At 72.2% G+C, this 17925-nt stretch carries 14 protein-coding genes; 4 read left to right on the top strand and 10 right to left on the bottom strand.

What is annotated here, in order from left to right; all coding sequences use genetic code 11:
- Positions 1–103: 103 nt before the first annotated feature.
- The 3 genes from CP984_RS27220 to lepA form a co-directional block, all read right to left on the bottom strand.
- A complete protein-coding gene (locus CP984_RS27220; RefSeq protein WP_003985017.1) occupies positions 104–1993 on the bottom strand; it encodes an AMP-dependent synthetase/ligase in 1890 nt (629 codons plus the stop codon).
- 323 nt (positions 1994–2316) lie between these two features.
- Complete coding sequence (locus CP984_RS27215; protein WP_003985018.1) at positions 2317–2619, bottom strand: hypothetical protein; 303 nt, start codon at positions 2617–2619, stop codon at positions 2317–2319.
- Between the two features lie 263 nt (positions 2620–2882).
- On the bottom strand, positions 2883–4751 hold the full coding sequence (gene lepA / locus CP984_RS27210; RefSeq protein ID WP_003985019.1) for a translation elongation factor 4: 1869 nt from the start codon (positions 4749–4751) through the stop codon (positions 2883–2885).
- A 191-nt stretch (positions 4752–4942) separates the two neighbouring features.
- Between lepA and rpsT the strand changes: the two genes are divergently transcribed.
- Together rpsT and CP984_RS27195 are read left to right on the top strand one after the other, a co-directional pair.
- On the top strand, positions 4943–5209 hold the full coding sequence (rpsT, locus tag CP984_RS27205; protein WP_003985020.1) for a 30S ribosomal protein S20: 267 nt from the start codon (positions 4943–4945) through the stop codon (positions 5207–5209).
- A 575-nt stretch (positions 5210–5784) separates the two neighbouring features.
- Entirely contained in the window at positions 5785–6486 is a 702-nt protein-coding gene (locus CP984_RS27195; protein ID WP_003985021.1) for a hypothetical protein, read from the top strand.
- 438 nt (positions 6487–6924) lie between these two features.
- Here the strand turns inward: CP984_RS27195 and holA are convergent, their stop codons facing one another.
- Positions 6925–7908 carry a DNA polymerase III subunit delta gene (holA, locus tag CP984_RS27190; RefSeq protein WP_003985022.1) on the bottom strand — a complete coding sequence of 328 codons (984 nt, stop codon included), beginning with the start codon at positions 7906–7908 and terminating at the stop codon, positions 6925–6927.
- Between the two features lie 72 nt (positions 7909–7980).
- Here holA and CP984_RS27185 point away from each other — a divergent pair, with 72 nt between their 5' ends.
- A complete protein-coding gene (locus tag CP984_RS27185; protein WP_063604362.1) occupies positions 7981–8226 on the top strand; it encodes a hypothetical protein in 246 nt (81 codons plus the stop codon).
- 108 nt (positions 8227–8334) lie between these two features.
- Here CP984_RS27185 and CP984_RS27180 read toward each other — a convergent pair whose 3' ends face one another.
- Both CP984_RS27180 and CP984_RS27175 read right to left on the bottom strand, forming a co-directional pair.
- Positions 8335–9129, bottom strand: a complete 795-nt coding sequence (locus CP984_RS27180; protein WP_030179787.1) for an arylamine N-acetyltransferase family protein — start codon at positions 9127–9129, stop codon at positions 8335–8337.
- 137 nt (positions 9130–9266) lie between these two features.
- On the bottom strand, positions 9267–9752 hold the full coding sequence (locus tag CP984_RS27175) for an RrF2 family transcriptional regulator (RefSeq protein WP_030179786.1): 486 nt from the start codon (positions 9750–9752) through the stop codon (positions 9267–9269).
- 181 nt (positions 9753–9933) lie between these two features.
- Between CP984_RS27175 and CP984_RS27170 the strand changes: the two genes are divergently transcribed.
- Positions 9934–11451 carry a substrate-binding domain-containing protein gene (locus CP984_RS27170; RefSeq protein ID WP_003985026.1) on the top strand — a complete coding sequence of 506 codons (1518 nt, stop codon included), beginning with the start codon at positions 9934–9936 and terminating at the stop codon, positions 11449–11451.
- Here the strand turns inward: CP984_RS27170 and CP984_RS27165 are convergent.
- From CP984_RS27165 to CP984_RS27150, 4 genes are all read right to left on the bottom strand, one after another.
- Complete coding sequence (locus tag CP984_RS27165; protein WP_003985027.1) at positions 11354–14104, bottom strand: ComEC/Rec2 family competence protein; 2751 nt, start codon at positions 14102–14104, stop codon at positions 11354–11356. The two genes, CP984_RS27170 and CP984_RS27165, sit on opposite strands and share 98 nt — an antisense overlap.
- A complete protein-coding gene (locus CP984_RS27160) occupies positions 14101–14946 on the bottom strand; it encodes a ComEA family DNA-binding protein (protein ID WP_226048703.1) in 846 nt (281 codons plus the stop codon). Before CP984_RS27160 ends, CP984_RS27165 begins: the two co-directional genes overlap by 4 nt.
- A gap of 994 nt (positions 14947–15940) precedes the next feature.
- A complete protein-coding gene (locus tag CP984_RS27155) occupies positions 15941–16786 on the bottom strand; it encodes a DegV family protein (RefSeq protein ID WP_003985029.1) in 846 nt (281 codons plus the stop codon).
- Positions 16787–16934: 148 nt separating this feature from the next.
- Positions 16935–17744, bottom strand: a complete 810-nt coding sequence (locus tag CP984_RS27150; protein WP_003985030.1) for a hypothetical protein — start codon at positions 17742–17744, stop codon at positions 16935–16937.
- Positions 17745–17925 lie beyond the last annotated feature (181 nt).

The following is a 17925-nucleotide window of genomic DNA, read 5'->3' as shown; positions in this document are numbered from 1 at the left end:
CCGGGCCGGTGGCCGGTGCGCCGGGCAGCGACAGGCACGCCAGACGGCGCGCGCCGGTACGGTCACCGGGTGCCGGTGACCGTACCGGCGCGCGCCGCCCGTCTCACGCCTCGCGCGCGCCCTCGTACATCTCCTCCAGCAGGTCCTTGAAGGCCCGCTCCACCACCGGCCGCTTGATCTTGAGGCTGGGCGTCACCTCGCCGTGCTCGATGTCCAGGTCCCGCGGCAGCAGCCGGAACTTACGGATCCGCTGCCAGCGCTGGAGCCCTTCGTTGACCCGCTCCACGTACCCGTCGATCAGCTCGCGGGTCTGCTCCGCGCCCACGACCTCGGCGTACGTCCTGCCCTTGAGCCCGTGCTCGGCGGCCCAGCCCATGATCGTCGGCTCGTCGAGGGCGATCAGCGCGGTGCAGAAGTTCCGGTTGGCGCCGTGGACCAGCACATTGGAGACGAACGGGCAGACCGCCTTGAACTGCCCCTCGACCTCGGCCGGCGCGATGTACTTGCCGCCGGAGGTCTTGATCAGGTCCTTCTTGCGGTCGGTGATGCGCAAGTATCCGTCCGGGGACAGTTCGCCGATGTCGCCGGTGTGGAACCAGCCGTCCGACTCCAGCACCTCGGCCGTCTTCTCCGGCAGCCCGTGGTAACCCTCCATGATCCCGGGCCCGCGCAGCAGCACCTCGCCGTCCTCGGCGATCCGCACCTCGGTGCCGGGCAGCGGCTTGCCGACCGTGCCCGTACGGTACGCCTCGCCCGGGTTCACGAAGCTCGCCGCGCTGGACTCGGTCAGGCCGTACCCCTCCAGGATGTGGATGCCGGCGCCCGCGAAGAAGTAGCCGATCTCGGGCGCCAGGGCGGCGGAGCCGGAGACCGCGGCGCGCAGCCGGCCGCCGAACGCCTCGCGCAGCTTGGCGTAGACGAGCGCGTCGGCGATCTTGTGCTTGGCGCCGAGCGCGAAGGGGACGGAGGCGTTGCCGGTGCGCCGGAAGTTGTCCTGGGACGCCTTGGCGTACTCGCGGGCCACGCCCGCCGCCCACTGGAAGATCTTGTACTTGGCGGCGCCGCCCTCCCGGGCCTTGGCCACCACGCCGTTGTAGACCTTCTCGAAGATCCGCGGCACGGCCGCCATATAGGTCGGCCGGACCACCGGCAGATTCTCAATGATCTTGTCGACCCGGCCGTCCACCGCGATCACATGCCCGACGGAGATCTGCCCGGCGGTCAGCACCTTCCCGAAGACGTGCGCCAGCGGCAGCCACAGATACTGCACGTCGTCCTCGGTGACCAGGCCGGTCGCCTGGATCGCACGCGCCATGTACGCCCAGCAGTCGTGCGGCAGCCGTACGCCCTTGGGGCGGCCGGTGGTGCCCGAGGTGTAGATCAGCGTCGCGAGCTGGTCGGCCCGCAGCGCGGCGACCTGCTCCTTGACGCACTCCGGATGCTTCTCCAGGTACGCCGCGCCGCGTTTTTCCAGCTCGGCGAGGGAGAGCACCCAGTCCTCCGGGTCCCCCTCGGCGGATTGCGCGCCGGCCTCCTCGATGACGACGACGTGCGACAGCTCCGGCAGCTCGGCGCGCTTCTCGCGGGCCTTGGCGAGCTGCCCCGCGTCCTCGGCGATCAGGACCCGGCTGCCGGAGTCGGCGAGGATGAACGCCGTCTCGTCCGCGTTGGTGCTGGGGTAGACGGTCGTGGTGGCCGCGCCGGAACACAGCACGCCGAGGTCGGTGAGGATCCACTCGACGCGCGTACTCGACGCGAGCGCCACCCGCTCCTCGGGCCGCACCCCCAGCGAGATCAGCCCGGCAGCCACCGCGTACACCCGCCGGGCGGCATCGGCCCAGCTCAGCACCTTCCAGTCGTCGGGTCCCCGGCCCGCGGCGGACGGCACCGGATAGCGGTACGCCTCGTGGTCGGGGGTGGCTGCGACACGCTCCAGGAAGAGGGTCGCCACGGAAGGTGGCCGGTTCTCGATCAGCGTCTGGGTGTCCGTCACGGCATCCTCCGGGGCCCGCTACGTTGCTGGTGACTCGCGAGTAACCTTCGAGCAGTGATCAGACTAGAACGCGTCGCGCCATGGCGTAAGGGGCTGCGACCGACTGGTTCAGGATGTGACCAGCGCGATGCTTGGCGGGTACATATTTCGGCCGGGGCGGGCGGGAAGAGAGCCCCGGCGGGGGCTTTCCGGGGTGCGCGGGCCGGTTCCCGCGGTACGGGGGCCAGGTGCCGGGCGGGCCGCGACGGGCCCGGCCCGGACAGGTTCGAGTCGTGGCTACGGGGGTGGGCCGACGGCCCGGCGCGTGCAACGGCCCGGCGCCCTCAGCTCCCCATCGAAGCGGCCTGGAGCCCGATACCGTCGGCGCTGGGCGCGTTCGAGGCGGCCGAATCGCCGATCATGTGACCGACCCGTTCGTCGCCGCGCAGCGTGCCGTTGATCTTCTTCACCCCGTCACCGAGGGAGGTGACGGCCCGCTGCACGTCCTCCGCCGTTCCACTGACGCCGCTCTTGAACTTCTCCGCCCCCGTCCGGTCGGCGTAGGCGGGCGTGGCGAAGGCGGGCGCGGCGGCGCCCACCGACAGCGCGGCGCCGGCCAGCAGCGCGGCGGCCTTGACGTACTTCATCCGTATCCCTTTCCGGCGCGGACTCCTCGGCGGCACGGCGCTCATGCCGCCCGGACGCGCCCCTGGAGCGCCCGGAACACCGCTGCCACCCACGACAACGCCGTGCCGCGCGTCCGGGAAACCGTTTGCGCGCCGATTTCCCGGCCGACCGCCCGGATGCCGTACGGCCCGGACGGCCGTTCCGTACGGGTACACGGCACGCAGCCCCCGGCCTGGACCGGCCGGGGGCTGTGTGAGACGTGCGGGACGGGACTACGGGCGGGTTACTTCTTGCCCTTGGCGTCGCCGTCGGAGTCGGAGGACAGCACCGCGATGAAGGCTTCCTGCGGAACCTCCACGCTGCCGACCATCTTCATCCGCTTCTTGCCTTCCTTCTGCTTCTCCAGCAGCTTCCGCTTACGGGAGATGTCGCCGCCGTAGCACTTGGCGAGCACGTCCTTGCGGATCGCGCGGACCGTCTCACGGGCGATGACCCGGCTGCCGATGGCGGCCTGGATCGGCACCTCGAAGCTCTGCCGCGGGATCAGCTCGCGCAGCTTGGCGACCAGCCGCACGCCGTACGCGTACGCCTTGTCCTTGTGGCAGATCGCGGAGAACGCGTCGACCTTGTCGCCGTGCAGCAGGATGTCGACCTTGACCAGGTCGGCGGCCTGCTCGCCGGTGGGCTCGTAGTCCAGCGAGGCATAGCCGCGGGTCTTGGACTTGAGCTGGTCGAAGAAGTCGAAGACGACCTCGGCGAGCGGGAGGGTGTAGCGGATCTCGACGCGGTCCTCGGAGAGGTAGTCCATGCCGAGCAGGTTGCCGCGGCGGTTCTGGCACAGCTCCATGATCGCGCCGATGAACTCGCTGGGCGCCAGGATCGTGGCCCGTACGACCGGCTCGTGGACCTTGTCGACCTTGCCGGTCGGGAACTCGCTGGGGTTGGTGACCTCGTGCTCGGCGCCGTCCTCCATGTCCACGCGGTAGACCACGTTGGGGGCGGTGGCGATCAGGTCGAGGCCGAACTCGCGCTCCAGGCGCTCGCGGATGACCTCCAGGTGCAGCAGACCCAGGAAGCCGACGCGGAAGCCGAAGCCGAGGGCCGCGGAGGTCTCCGGCTCGTAGACCAGCGCGGCGTCGTTGAGCTGGAGCTTGTCCAGCGCGTCGCGCAGCTCCGGGTAGTCGGAGCCGTCGAGCGGGTACAGACCGGAGAAGACCATCGGCTTCGGGTCCTTGTAGCCGCCCAGCGGCTCGTCGGCACCCTTGCTGAGCTGGGTGATCGTGTCGCCGACCTTGGACTGGCGGACGTCCTTCACGCCGGTGATCAGGTAACCGACCTCGCCCACGGACAGGCCGTCGGCGGCCGTCATCTCGGGCGAGTTCGTGCCGATCTCCAGCAGCTCGTGGGCGGCGCCGGTGGACATCATCCTGATGCGCTCGCGCTTGCTGAGCGTGCCGTCGACGACCTTCACGTACGTCACGACGCCGCGGTACGCGTCGTAGACCGAGTCGAAGATCATCGCGCGCGCCGGCGCGTCCTTGACGCCGACCGGGGCCGGCACGTCGCGGACGACCTTGTCGAGCAGCTCGGCGACGCCCTCGCCGGTCTTCGCGGAGACCTTCAGCACGTCCTCGGGCTCGCAGCCGACGAGGTTGGCCAGCTCCTTGGCGAACTTCTCGGGCTGCGCGGCCGGCAGGTCGATCTTGTTCAGCACCGGGATGATCTGGAGGTCGTGCTCCATCGCCAGGTACAGGTTGGCGAGGGTCTGCGCCTCGATGCCCTGGGCCGCGTCCACGAGGAGGATGCAGCCCTCGCACGCGGCGAGGGAACGCGAGACCTCGTAGGTGAAGTCCACGTGGCCCGGGGTGTCGATCATGTTGAGGATGTGGGTCGCGCCACCGTCCTCGTCGGAGCGGGCCCAGGGCAGCCGGACCGCCTGGGACTTGATCGTGATGCCGCGCTCGCGCTCGATGTCCATGCGGTCGAGGTACTGCGCGCGCATCTGCCGCTGCTCAACGACGCCGGTCAGCTGGAGCATCCGGTCGGCGAGCGTGGACTTGCCGTGGTCGATGTGCGCGATGATGCAAAAGTTACGGATGAGAGCCGGGTCGGTACGGCTCGGCTCCGGCACGTTCGTAGGGGTCGCGGGCACGCAGGGTCCATTCAGAGAACGCGGGTAGGCGGGACTCGGTTGTTTTTCGTCTCCCCCATCGTCCCATGCGCGGCGGTCCTGGTCCGGTTTGGGAGGCTGTGGAGGCTGCTGGTAGCCTGGTCCACTGCGCTTTGTGCACTCTCTCGTGCGAGGCGCGACTCGTAATCCAACGAACCTGAAAAGGCTCTTTCGTGGCGAACATCAAGTCCCAGATGAAGCGGATCAAGACCAACGAGAAGGCTCGGCAGCGCAACAAGGCTGTGAAGTCCTCGCTGCGTACCGCGATCCGTCGCACCCGTGAGGCCGTGGAGGCCGGTGACCTGCAGAAGGCCGCCACCGCCCAGGCCGAGGCCGCCAAGAAGCTGGACAAGGCCGTCAGCAAGGGTGTCATCCACAAGAACGCCGCCGCCAACAAGAAGTCGGCGCTGGCCAAGAAGGTCGCGGCCCTCAAGGGCTGAACCCCGTTCTTGACGCACCACCTCTGCCGGTAAGGGCCCAGCGGCCCCTCTCTCCGCTCCTTCCGGTGCACCACCGCGCCGCACACGGCCAGCGTTCGCCACGCGGGTACGGCGCACACACAGCTTGAAACGACGGACCTCGCGGTCGCCCTTCCCCAGGGTGCCGCGGGGTCCGTTGTTGTTATGGGGGCGCCAGGGGTCGTACGGGCGCGCGCGACGGCGCGTTCGGCGGGGTGGCTGTGGTCCCGGTCACCGCGGGGGCCTGGGTGCCGTCCCGGTCGGCTACGCTGCCGCGCATGTCGATTCCGGGGGATCCGAACAATCCGTATGCGCAGCCACAGCCTGGGCCTGGGGCCTTTGGTTCGGGGGTGCCGCAGCAGGGGCCGTATGGGGCGGGGGCTGGGCCCGGTGCAGGGCCCGGCGTGGGGCCCGGCGTGGGTGGTGCTTACGGCTATCCGGCGGGCGGGGGGCCGCAGCAGGCGGGTACGGGAGCGGGTGCGGGAGCGGTCGGGCCTGGTGTTTCCGGAGGGCCCGGCGTTTCCGGAGGGCCTGGTGGGTCTGGTGGGCCCGGTGGGGTGGCGGGCGGTTCCGGGGGCGGGGGTACACAGCACTGGCTGTGGGCGCTCGGCGGGGCGGTCGCCGCGTCGGCGATGGGCGGCGCGATCCTCTTCGCGGCCGGCGCGTTCGAAGAGGCGCAGCCCGACCCCGATCTGGCGGGCTACTCGTACACGTCCGACCTGTGCAACCGCACCTCGTTCACGCCCTTCGAGAGCTCGAACTACAAGATCAAACCGGCCGGCAGCTCGTCCTCGTCGTCCGGCGCGTCGGGCAGCAGCGCGCAGAACCCGCAGTACAGCGGCGTGCAGCAGGGCGCGGTCGACTCGATGTGGTGCAACGCCGAGCTGAAGGCATCCGACGCGGGCAGCAACGACTACTCCTCGACCTGGGTCTACAGCGCCGCCACCCTGCACAAGAAGACCGACCCGACGGCGGAGTTCGCGGACGGCTACCGCGCGTACGAGAGCCAGCGCGGCTCGATCGCGTACAAGGTCACACCGGTGTCCGGCATCGGCGACGAGGCGTACCTCGTCAGCCGGTCCGACGACAGCAGCGGCTCATACGTGATCCTCGGCGTCCGCGACGGCTGGATGACCTACCAGATCACATGGTCGAGCTACACCTCCCGCACCACCTCGACCAAGCCACCGACGACCGACCAGGTCGCCGGAATGCTCAAGAGCAGCGCGGGGGAGACGTTGCGGAAGTTGGGGGGATGAGGGGGCGGGGGGCCGGGCCGGGGGTGGTGCGGGGGCTGGCGGTCCGGGCAAGGGCGGTGGGCGGTGGCCCCTGCGGGATCCGGCGGACAGCGGCCTCGGTAGGGGCGGTGGGCGGGGGTGGTTCTGGGAGAGCTTGGTGGGCGGTGGTCCTGGCAGGGGCCGGTGGGCGGTAGCCCCGGCAAGGCCCGCCGAGCGGTGGTCCCGTCAGGCCCGGTGGGCGGTGGTCCCGGCAGGGGCGGTGGGCGGTAGCCCCGGCAGGATCGGGAGGCGGCGGTCCCGACGGGAGGCCCGGTGGGCGGTAGCCCCGGCAGGGCCCCGTGGAGCCATAGGCCGCCGAGCAGCGATGGCCCCGGCAACGCTCATACGTAGCGCCGCCCACGCGGCACTCACAGCGCGGGACCTGCGCTTCCCCCTCCCCCACCCCTCAGCGGGAGCGAATCAGCGGGAGCGGGCCGCGCGGGCGATCGTGACGACGGCCTTTTCGAGCGCGTACTCGGGGTCGTCGCCGCCGCCCTTGACCCCCGCGTCGGCCTCGGCCACCGCGAGCAGCGCCGTGGCGACGCCGTCCGCCGACCAGCCGCGCATCTGCTGCCGCACCCGGTCGATCTTCCAGGGCGGCATGCCCAGCTCGCGGGCGAGGTCGCCGGGGCGGGCGCCGCGCGGGGCGGAGGCCAGCTTGCCGATGGCGCGGACGCCCTGGGCGAGCGCGCTGGTGATCATGACGGGGGCGACGCCCGTCGACATGGCCCAGCGCAGCGCCTCCAGGGCCTCGGCGGCCCGGCCCTCCACGGCGCGGTCCGCGACGGTGAAGCTGGACGCCTCGGCCCGGCCGCGGTAGTAGCGGCCGACGATGGCGTCGTCGATCGTGCCCTCGATGTCGGCGACCAGCTGCGAGCAGGCCGAGGCCAGCTCGCGCAGGTCGCTGCCGATCGCGTCCACCAGTGCCTGGCACGCCTCGGGGGTGGCGGAGCGGCCGGCCGTACGGAACTCGCCGCGCACGAACGCCAGGCGGTCGGCGGGCTTGGTCATCTTGGGGCAGGCGATCTCCCGCGCGCCGACCTTGCGGGCGGCGTCCAGCAGGCCCTTGCCCTTGGCGCCGCCGGCGTGCAGCAGCACCAGCGTGATCTCCTCGACGGGGGCGCCGAGGTACGCCTTGACGTCCTTGACCGAGTCCGCGGACAGGTCCTGGGCGTTCCGGACCACCACGACCTTGCGCTCGGCGAACAGCGAGGGGCTGGTCAGCTCGGCGAGCGTGCCGGGCTGGACCTGGTCGGGCGTGAGGTCACGCACATCGGTGTCCGCGTCGGCGGCGCGGGCCGCCGCCACCACCTGCTGCACGGCGCGGTCCAGGAGCAGGTCCTCCTGGCCCACGGCGATCGTGATCGGCGCGAGCGGGTCGTCGTTTGCTGTCTTCCTGGCCATCGCGGTCCAGCATCCCACGCCCCACTGACAGCGCCGTTCGGCCCTCGCCCCGCGCTGCCGGACAATGTCCGGGTGAGCGATGTACGACATGTTCTGGTGCTGCCCGACCGCGACTCCGCCGAGGAGGTCGCCGAGGCACTGGCCGAGCGCTTCGGCGTCATGGAGGAACCCCAGCTCGTACGGGACGCCCTGGCGGGCGAGGACGACGCCGAGGACGCCCAGTGGCTGGTGGTGGTCGAGGACCCGAAGGGCGTCCACGACCCGGCGAAGCTGGACGCCCTGGCCGATGAGTACGAGGGCTGGCTGGAAGCCGAGTAGGCCGAGGGCCGACGAAGGCCGAGCAGGACGTACGGGGGCAGGTACGGGGCAGGCACGCGGCGCCGGTACGGCGTGCACGTACGCGATGCCGCGCGGGCCGGGCCGCCGTCAGCCCCGCAGCACCGGTATCCGGTCCAGCGTGATGCCGAAGTGGGTTCGGTAGGCGGGGAGCACCTCGGCGTCGGTCAGTTCGCGCTCCTCGCGGCTGCCGTCGGCGGCCGTGGTCACGAGCGTACGGCCGGAGAGCGTGACGCGGCCGGACTCCGTCAGCCGGGAGCAGACCAGGGACCGGGTGAAGTGCGACTCCGGCGAGGTGCGGTGGTACCAGCAGCCCGCCGCGAAGTCCGCCAGGGCGCGCGGCCGCTGTTCGAGCCGGTACTGCGGCAGGCCGTCCCGCAGGACGTCGAGGTCGCCGTCGGCGGTCTCCTCGATGCGGAACACCCCGGCCGGGTCGGGCTGTTCCTCGCGGCTGTCCAGGCGCAGCGGGTGATGGCTGTTCCTGCCGAAGCCGATGTCGGCGAGCCACGGCCCGTCGTGCCCGTCTCCGCCGTGGACGCGCAGCGCGAGGTGGTCGTACGGGATGCCGGGGCCGTCCGGGCCGAAGACCCGGGCGGCGAGGAGCTCGACCCGGTAGCCGAGGGCGCGGAGCAGGGCGGCGAAGGCGCCGTTGAGTTCATAGCAGAAGCCGCCGCGCGAGCCCCCGACGATCTTGTCCACCAGCGCCTTGGGGTCCAGGGCGATGTCCTCGTCGAGGTGCACGGAGAGGTTTTCGAAGGGGACCGCCCGCAGATGCCGCAGGTGGAGGTCGCGCAGCGCCTCGGCGTCGGGCGTCGCCGGGCGGGTGGCGCCGAGGCGCCGGAGGTAGGCGTCGGTCCGCGCCGGGTCGAGCGGTTCGGTACGCATCCGCTCGGCGTCCGAGGGCCGGGCGAACGGCGCCTCGCCCCCGGACTGCGGTGCCGGGGACGCTTGTGGCGTCTCGGGCTTCTGGGGCGCGTGCGGTTCCGTCGGTACCGACTCGGAGCGCGGCTGCCGGTCGTCCATCAGGTGCTCGTCCTCTCGGTGGCGAACCAGCGGCGGGTGCGTTCCGCAGCCGATCCCGGGGTGCCGGCCAGGATGTCGGCGAGGGTCTGTCCGGCGAGCTCGCGGCGCCAGGCCAGCTCGGCCTTGCGCATCGCGGTGGAGATGCCGCAGGGGCGGCGGAAGTCCCGGTCGGGCGCCTCGGCGCCGGAGCCCCGGCGGCGGATCTCCGTACACCGGAAGACGTCTTCGGTGCCCTCGATGGCGGCGACGACGTCCATCAGGGTGATCCGCTCGGGCGGCCGGGCCAGCCGGAAGCCGCCGCGGGCGCCGGGGGTCGAGGACAGGACGCCGGCCCGTACCAGCGCCTGGAGGCGCTTGTTCAGGTAGGCCGGGGGCAGTTCGAAGGAGGCGGCCAGCCGCGCTGTCGACACCGGCCGCTCGTCGCCGAGCCAGGCCAGGGTCACACAGCAGTGCAGGGCCCACTCGACGCCCTCGCTCATCCTCATATTTCTGGAGCCTACAGGTCCTGATTCCAGGGGTCGCGGGATACGGCGGGACTGCCACGGCCTCCGGCCGCAGGGACGGTGGATGAACCTCTGGTGACGGGTTGCCGAAGCCCTCCCGGGCACCCCGGGGCGTCCCTACATTGCAGGCATTCCGCCATCCGATCAGCTGTGCGAGGTAGTCGTGACCCTGCCGGACACCGAGACGCTCCTCGCCGCGGCCGGGCTCGTCGTCACCGCCGTGCTCTGGGCCGTGGAGCGGTTCCTGCCGGGCCGCAAGCGCATCGGCTATCGCGTCCAGATGGACACCGCGATCGGCATGAACCCGCGGGACGCGCACAGCCTCGTACAGTTGCGGCTGCTCCGGCGGGACCAGGAGATCACCGATGCCACGCTGGCGCTGCTGCGCTTCGAGAACGACGGCGGCAAGGACATCGTGCGGCAGGACTACCAGGAGCCGCTGACGGTCGAGTTCACCGGTCGCACGGTCATCGGGGTGGAGGTGCCGGACGCCAATCCGCCGGACCTGGTGGGCATGCTGACCCGCAACGGCGGCGGCCTGCGGCACAGCGGCGGCCGTCTCGTCGTCCCCAAAGTGCCGCTGAACAAGCGCAATCACTTCAAGCTGCTGGTGCTGCTGTCGGCGGACGAAGGGAGTGGGGGCGGTGACGGGAGCCGCCCGAGCGAGGTCGTCGTCGGCGGGTTCATCAGCGGCGGGCGGATCCGCCGCAACACTCAGCGCTGGGGCCCGCGCAAACTGAGCCTCGCCCTGGGAGGCGTGTGCATCATCCTCGTCGGCCTGCTCAGCGGACTGCTGCTCAACAGGCAGACGGTCGTGGTGAACGCGGAGTGCGCCACCGGGCGGCTGACCGTCGACGGCTCCACGGCCTTCGCGCCGCCGATGCGGGAGATCGCCGATCAGTACGAGGCGCGCTGCCGGGGCGCGCGGATCGATGTGGCGGAGAGCGGCAGCCTGTCCGGGCTGGGGCGGCTGAGCAAGGCGGGCACATCCGCGCCGGGCGGCGGACCGGCCTTCCTCGCCGTGTCGGACGTGGCCGCGCCCTCCATCTACCGCAGGCTGGAGGGCCGTCGCGTCGGCGTCATCCTGCTCGCCCTGGTCGTGAACGAGCGGACCGGCGTCGACAACCTCACCACCGAGCAACTGCGCGGCATCTACGACGGCCGGTACACCAACTGGAAGCAGCTCGGCGGCAACGACCTGCCGGTCGGCATCGTCGGGCGGGACGCCGCCTCGGGCACCCGACGGGCGTTCGAGACGACCGTGCTGCGCGGGTCGGAGCCGGGCACGGTGTCGTCGTACGACTGCAGCGGCAAGGACCGGGACGCGACGGCACGCGTCACGCGCTGCGAGGTGAACAGCACCGGCAGCCTGCTGGACGCGGTGGGCCGCGTGCCGGGAGGCATCGGATACGCGGAGGTGTACGCGGCGGCCAAGCACCCGCGGGTGGTCGGCATCCGGCTGAACGGGCGCGAGCCCGACATCGAGTGGGGTGGACAACGTAACTATCCCTTCTGGACGGTGGAGTACCTCTACACGTACGGGCAGCCCGAGGACGGCTCGCTCGCCGCCAAGTTCCGCGCGTTCATGGACTCCGACACGGCGAAGAACATCCTGCGCAAGTACCGGCACGTGCCCTGCGCCGACCAGTCGGCCGCCCCCGGCTCCGCCTGCCATTCCTGACGGTGGTGGTGAGCCGGTCCCGGCCGCCCAGGACCGCGACGGCACCGTCGGTGTCCGTACGCAGCACCCTCGCGCCCTGGAAACGCAGCGCCTGGACGGTGCGCGGCGCCGGATGGCCGTACGGATTGCCCGCACCACAGCTGATCAGGGCGACGCGCGGCGCCAGACGGCGTATCAGCCACGGATCCTGGTACCCGGAACCGTGGTGGGCGACCTTGAGCACATCCACGGCGGTCAGCTCCGGATGCGCGGCCGACAGAGCTTGTTGGGCCACCGGTTCGAGGTCGCCCAGCAGGAGGAACGTCAGGCCCGCGGTGCGCAGCAGCAGCGTGACACTGGCGTCGTTCGGGCCCTCGACCGCGCGGAAGGAGGCGCGGGAGAAGGCGGGATCGCCGGGGTCGGTGACGGGCGGCCACAGAACCTGCCAGCTCAGCGGCCCCGCGCTGCGCCGCTCCCCGGGCGCGGCAGCGATCACCGGCACTCCGGCGGCCGCTGCCGTATGGCGTACGAAGGCGGCCTGGCCGGGTGGTTCGGGCAGGGTCGTGGTCTCGATGGCGCCGACCGAGCGCCCGCGCAGGGCGCCGGGCAGCCCGCTGACGTGATCGGCATGGAAATGCGTGAGAACGATGAGCGCGATGCGGCGTACTCCCAGGTCGGTCAGGCAGTGATCGATGGCGGCCGGCTCCGGGCCGGTGTCCACGACCAGGGCGGTCCCCTCCCCTGCGCTGAAGACCAGGCCGTCGCCCTGCCCCACGTCACAGGCCACGGCGCGCCACCCCGGCGGCGGCCAGCCGATGAGGACGCGGGTGAGCGGCGCCGGGCGCAGCACCGCGACCAGCAGGGTCAATACGCCGAGGACGCACAGCCAGGGTCGGCGCAGCAGCCGGCGCCCCACCAGTACGCCTGCGACCGTGACGGCCACGAGCAGCAGCGCACCGCCCCAGCCGCCCGGCCAGCCCAACTCCGCGCCGGGCAGCGCCGCTCCCGTACGGGCGACACCGGCGATCCACTCGGTCGGCCAGCCGGCACACCAGGCCAGCGCCTTAGCCAGGGGCGGAACCAACGGAGCGGTGGCGAGCGCCGCGAAACCCAGCACGGTGGCCGGGGCGACGGCCAGTTCGGCCAGCAGGTTGCAGGGCACGGCGACGAGGCCGACGCGGGCGGCGAGCACCACGATGACGGGCGCACAGACCGCCTGCGCCGCGGCTGCCGCGGCGATCAGCTCGGCGAGGCGCGGCGGCACCCGGCGACGTTGCAGGGCGGCGCTCCAGCGAGGGGCGAGGAGGAGCAGCGCGCCGGTGGCCAGTACAGAGAGCAGGAAGCCGTAACTCCGGGCGAGCCAGGGGTCGTAGAGCACCAGCACCAGAACCGCGGCGGCGAGGGCGGGGACGAGGGAACGGCGGCGTCCCGTACCGATCGCGAGCAGCGTGATCAGGCCACAGGCGGCGGCCCGCAGCACGCTGGGGTCGGGTCGGCAGACGATCACGAAGGCGAGCGCGACCGAGCCGCCGACGAGGGCGGTCGTGCGCAGCGAGAGGCCCAGGAGCGGCGCCAGGCCACGGCGTTCGGCCCGTACGGAGAGGTGGGGCGGGCCGATGAGCAGGACGAGCAGGATGGTCAGATTGCTTCCGGAGACGGCGAGCAAATGGGTCAGGTCGGTGGCGCGAAAGGCATCGTCGAGGTCGGGCGGGACGCGCGAGGTGTCGCCGACCACCAGGCCCGGGAGCAGCGCGCGGGCGTCGGGGCTCAGATCGTCGGTGGCCGCGCGGAGGCCGGCCCGTAGATCACCGGCGAAGCGCTGCAAGGCGTCGGGCGCGCGCACCACTTGGGGGCCGGGGCCCGCGGTCACCCTCAGGACGGCGGCAATGCCGTCGGTCGATTGGAGAGGTGTACCGGCGCGGGCCGCGATACGGATGCGGGTCGACGGCAGCAGATGCTGCCAGGTGGAGAGCTGTTTCGTACGTTGCACGACGACCAGGACGGGAGTGCGGGTGGTGGTGACCGCGCCGTCCGCCGCACTGACACGAAGTGCGTCAGCGGTGAACACGACCGACGGAGGCGCCTGTTGAGCGCCGCGCACCCGTGGGCGGGTCAGCCGCGGGTCGCCGGTCACTTCCACCTCGGCCGTGACCGGGGCGTCCCGGCGTGCCAGCTCGGGCAGCGGTCCGCGCCGTGTGTCAGCCGCGTGCAGTGCGGCGGAAGCGGCTCCTGCGACCGCGCTCAGCAAGATCGCGGCGAGGGCGACCAACGCTCCGGCGACCCGCCGGTCCGGCCGACGGACCGCACCGAGCACCACGAGCCCCGCCACCACCACCGCCACCACACAGACCGCTGCCACCGCACCGCCGGACCACCCCAGGGCCAGCGCCGCCGCACCCCAGGCCGCGAGCGCGGGCCCGACCAGGCGAAGATCGACACCTTCGTCCTGCCGAGGGTCGGCGGCACCGTAGGGGGAGGACGCGGTGGCGTGGATGGGGGTGCGGTCGGGGTGGTCCGAGCCAGCATGGTCGGGGTAGTCCGAGCCGGCGTGAGCGGGGTGGTCGGCGCGGTCTGAGGGGTCGGCGTGAACTGGGTGGTCGGGATGGACCGGGCCGTCGGTGGCGGCTTCGGGGGCGGGTGGCGGTGGGTGCAGCGTGGCACGGTCGGTTGTCATGGCTGGACCAGAGGGCGCAGGTCGGCGAAGCGTCGGTCGCCGATGCCGTTCACGTCACGGAGCTGTTCCACGGAGGTGAATCCACCGTGTGCGGTGCGGTATTCGATGATGTGCCGGGCCAGGACGGGGCCGACTCCAGGAAGGGCGTCGAGCTGTTCCACGGTCGCGGAGTTGAGGCTCACGGGGGTGGCTCCGGCGCCCGTACCGCCCGTACCGACGGAGGCCCCGGCGCTGCCGGACGATACGCCGCTGGCCGCCCCGGCTCCGGACGCCGACGAGCCAGACCCGGCGCCAGGCACCCCTCCCAGGCCCGCGCCTTGACCCACCGCGCCCGGCCCCGCCCCCGGCGCGTCCACGCCGATCTGCTCGCCGTCGACCAGCAGCCGCGCCCGGTTCAGTCCGCGGAGGTTCGCGCCGTCCAGCACACCACCCGCCTCCCGCAGCGCATCGGCGACCCGGGCCCCGGGTGGCAGCCGGTGGATACCGGGCCGGTGCACCTTTCCGACGACGTCGACCACGAGGAGGCGCCCCGTGGCGGCCGCCGGCACACCGGCCGACGCCGTCACCTGGGGCCGCGGCGCCGGAGCCGGGGCCGGCGCCGGTGTGGCCTGTGTGGCGGCCGGGGCCCGTACGGGCTGGGGCCGGGCCGCCCAGAAGTGGTGAACCGCGAGAACCACCGCCACCAGGAACACCACGACCAAGGCGGCCAGCGCCCTCGGGTCGATCGCGCATCTCATCTGCACCCACAGCGGCAGCCGTTCCCGAACGGCGAGGCACAGGCGGGCGATAGGCCCGGGGTGGGCAGGGCGTGCGTCCGGCGGGCGCTCCTGGGGCGGGTCCACTGCCGGATCGTCGTCCCCTGCGGCCTCTGGTCCCGTCGGGCGATCCGATGGACCCACCTCACGATCCGATGGGTCCACCCGACGATCCGGTGGGTTCACCCGACGATCCGGCGGGCCCGCCCGGCGATCCGGCTCCGGTGGTCCTCGGAACAGCGCCTCGGCCCGTGCACGTACCGCCGCCGCGGTCTCCGCGCGCCGGGCCGACCTGCCTCGTACCGTCATACGCATCGCTCGGCGGCGAGACGGACGGTCCGGCAGCGGACCGGGAACGATCCCTGAGCCGAAGTCCGGGTCGACCCCGGCGTCACGGCCAGCGGCCGGGTCCGGAACGAGGCCGGACCGCTGACCGGCATCGAGATCGGAGTCGAGGCCGGGCCAGAGGCCGGAATCAGCGTCGGAGGCGGCGACAGGCCCGCCAGGGGTGGTTGCGGAGAGTGATTGTTGCGTCATGCCCACCGACGTTAGACGGCTCACGCAGATTCTGCCGCGAGTCGTCAAGTTCCGTGGATAACCTGCGGGTTGTGGATAACGGCGTCACCCGGCGGACCGTTTCAGCGCACCTACCCCTGTGTTACCCCTGCCCAGCGGGAGCCCTTCACAATCACGCTCCGTGAGGAAGCGGTAGAGGGGTGGAGGAGAGGCCGGAGTGTGAGCGGAGAGGGGCTGAAGAGGGGGCGAGGAGGGCCGGAGAACGGCCCAAGCAGGGACGGAGGGCGGGCCAACAAGCGGCAGAGGACTGGACGATCAGGGCCAGGGGACGACAAGGAGAGGCGGAGGACGGGCCGAGCAGGGTCAGAGGAGGCGCCAAGGAGGGCCAGGCAAGCCGAAGTAGAGCCGGGGAAGACCGGAGGAGAGACCGGGGAAGACCGGAGGAGGGACTGGGGGGCCGGAGGAGAAGCCAAGGAGGGTCGGGTAGGGCCGGGGGAAGGCCGGAGGAGGCGCCAAGGAGGGATGAGGGGAGAGCCGATGAGGAACGCAGGAGGCCAGACACCCCCTACCGAGGCGACACCACAACCCCCAACAACCCCGGTCCCGTATGCGCCCCGATCACCGCGCCCACCTCGCTCACATGCAGTTCGGCGAGGCCCGGCACGCGTTCTCGTAGGCGGTCGGCCAGGGCGTCCGACCGGTCGGGGGCCGCGAGGTGGTGTACGGCGATGTCCACCTGGCCCTCCCCCGCCCGTTCCACGGCGATCTCCTCCAGCCTGGCGATCGCCTTCGAGGCCGTGCGGACCTTTTCCAGGAGATCGATCCGGCCCTCGGCGAGCTGGAGCAGCGGCTTGACCGCGAGCGCCGAGCCGAGCAGTGCCTGCGCGGCCCCGATCCGGCCGCCCCGGCGCAGGTAGTCGAGGGTGTCCACGTAGAAGTAGGCGGAGGTCTGTTCGGCCCGCTTCTCGGCCGCGGCGACCGCCTCGTCCAGGCTCCCGCCGGACTCCGCCGCCTCGGCCGCCGCCAGGGCGCAGAAGCCGAGCGCCATGGCGACCATGCCGGTGTCCACGACCCGTACCGGCACGGGAGCCTCCGCGGCCGCCAGCACCGCCGCGTCGTACGTACCGGAGAACTCCGAGGACAGATGCAGGGAGACGATGCTCTGCGCCCCCGCCTCGGCGATCTCCCGGTAGGTGGCGGCGAACGCCTCGGGGCTGGGCCGCGATGTCGTCACGTACCGGCGCTTCTGCAGGGCCTGGGCGACCGATCTCGCCGAGATCTCGGTGCCCTCCTCCAGGGCCTCGTCCCCGAGGACGACGGTGAGCGGTACCGCCGTGATGGCGTGGCGTTGCAGTGCCGCCCGCGGCAGGTAGGCCGTTGAATCGGTGACGATCGCGACATGGCGGGACATGACTGGGAGGTTATCCGGGTCGCCCGGCCCCCGACAGTGCGGGCCCTTTCATGATCCCGCAGGTTTGGCCAGAGATTTGCCAAGAGTCGGCGGTCGGCGTGTCACGGGGCGCTCGCTACAGGCCCGACCGTGCGGCGGCTCCCCGGAATCAGGTCGTCCGTTCCGTGCGCGGCGCCTTCTGCCACGGGTACGAAGGCTGCGTACGCGGGTCGCGGGCCGTGATCGCGGGCGTCTCGTCCTCGACGGGACCCCACGGCTTCCGTACCGCCTCGCCCCCGGCAGTGCCGTCGGCGGAACCGGCGGCCGAAGCCGGACCGGAGGCCCCGCTCCGGGACGTGCCACCCTCGGCCGTCCCGGCTGCGTGCGCGCTCCCCGGCGCCTCCCCGGACGCCTTGATGCGGTCCTCCAGCGGCTCCTTCGACCAGTGCCGCAGCGCCCCGGCCTCCATGTCGATCTGCTCGTTCAGCGCGGCCAGATCGTCGTCCGCGAACTGCCGGGCGCGGTCCCTGGCGGCCCACCGCAGCGACTCGGCGGAGTGCGTGATGCGCTCCAGCCGCTCGCGCAGCTCCGGCAGCCGGGCCGCGACGCTGCCGCGGTCGGGCTCCCGCTCCAGCCGCTTCAGCTCGTCGTCCAGCTCGTGGCCGTGGGCGCTGAGCCGCTCGAACAGGCCCAGGGCCTCCTTCAGCGAGGCGTCGTCCGCGGCGCCGGCGTGCAGCACGTCCTGGGTGGCCCGCATCGACGTACGCAGCGACAGCCGCAGCTGCGCCAGCTCGCCGGCCACGCCCGGCTGGGTGAGCCGGCGCGCCCTGAGCGAGGTGTCCTCGACCGTCCGGCGCGCCTGGGCCATGCCGCGGTCCACCCCGCGCTTGGCCGCCTGTACGGCCTTGACCGTGACGAAGACACCGGCCGCCACGAACAGTACGAAGAGGAGACCGACGATCGCGATGACGGCTTCCATGGGATCTCCTCGTCATGACAACGGCAGGGTGACGGTGGCGCCGGGGCCCGGCTCTTCCACCGTAAACGCCACGGGCAGGTTGGAGGTTCCCTTCGAACCCCCAACCTGCCCGTAGTGGTAATCCCTTAGCCGCGCTCCGCGACGGTCCCGGCCGACGGGAATCGGCCACGGCCCGCAGCGG

Source organism: Streptomyces rimosus, from assembly GCF_008704655.1.
Lineage (GTDB): Bacteria > Actinomycetota > Actinomycetes > Streptomycetales > Streptomycetaceae > Streptomyces > Streptomyces rimosus.
Note: the sequence above shows the minus strand (reverse complement) of the source record. Positions and strands in the feature narration are given on the sequence as shown.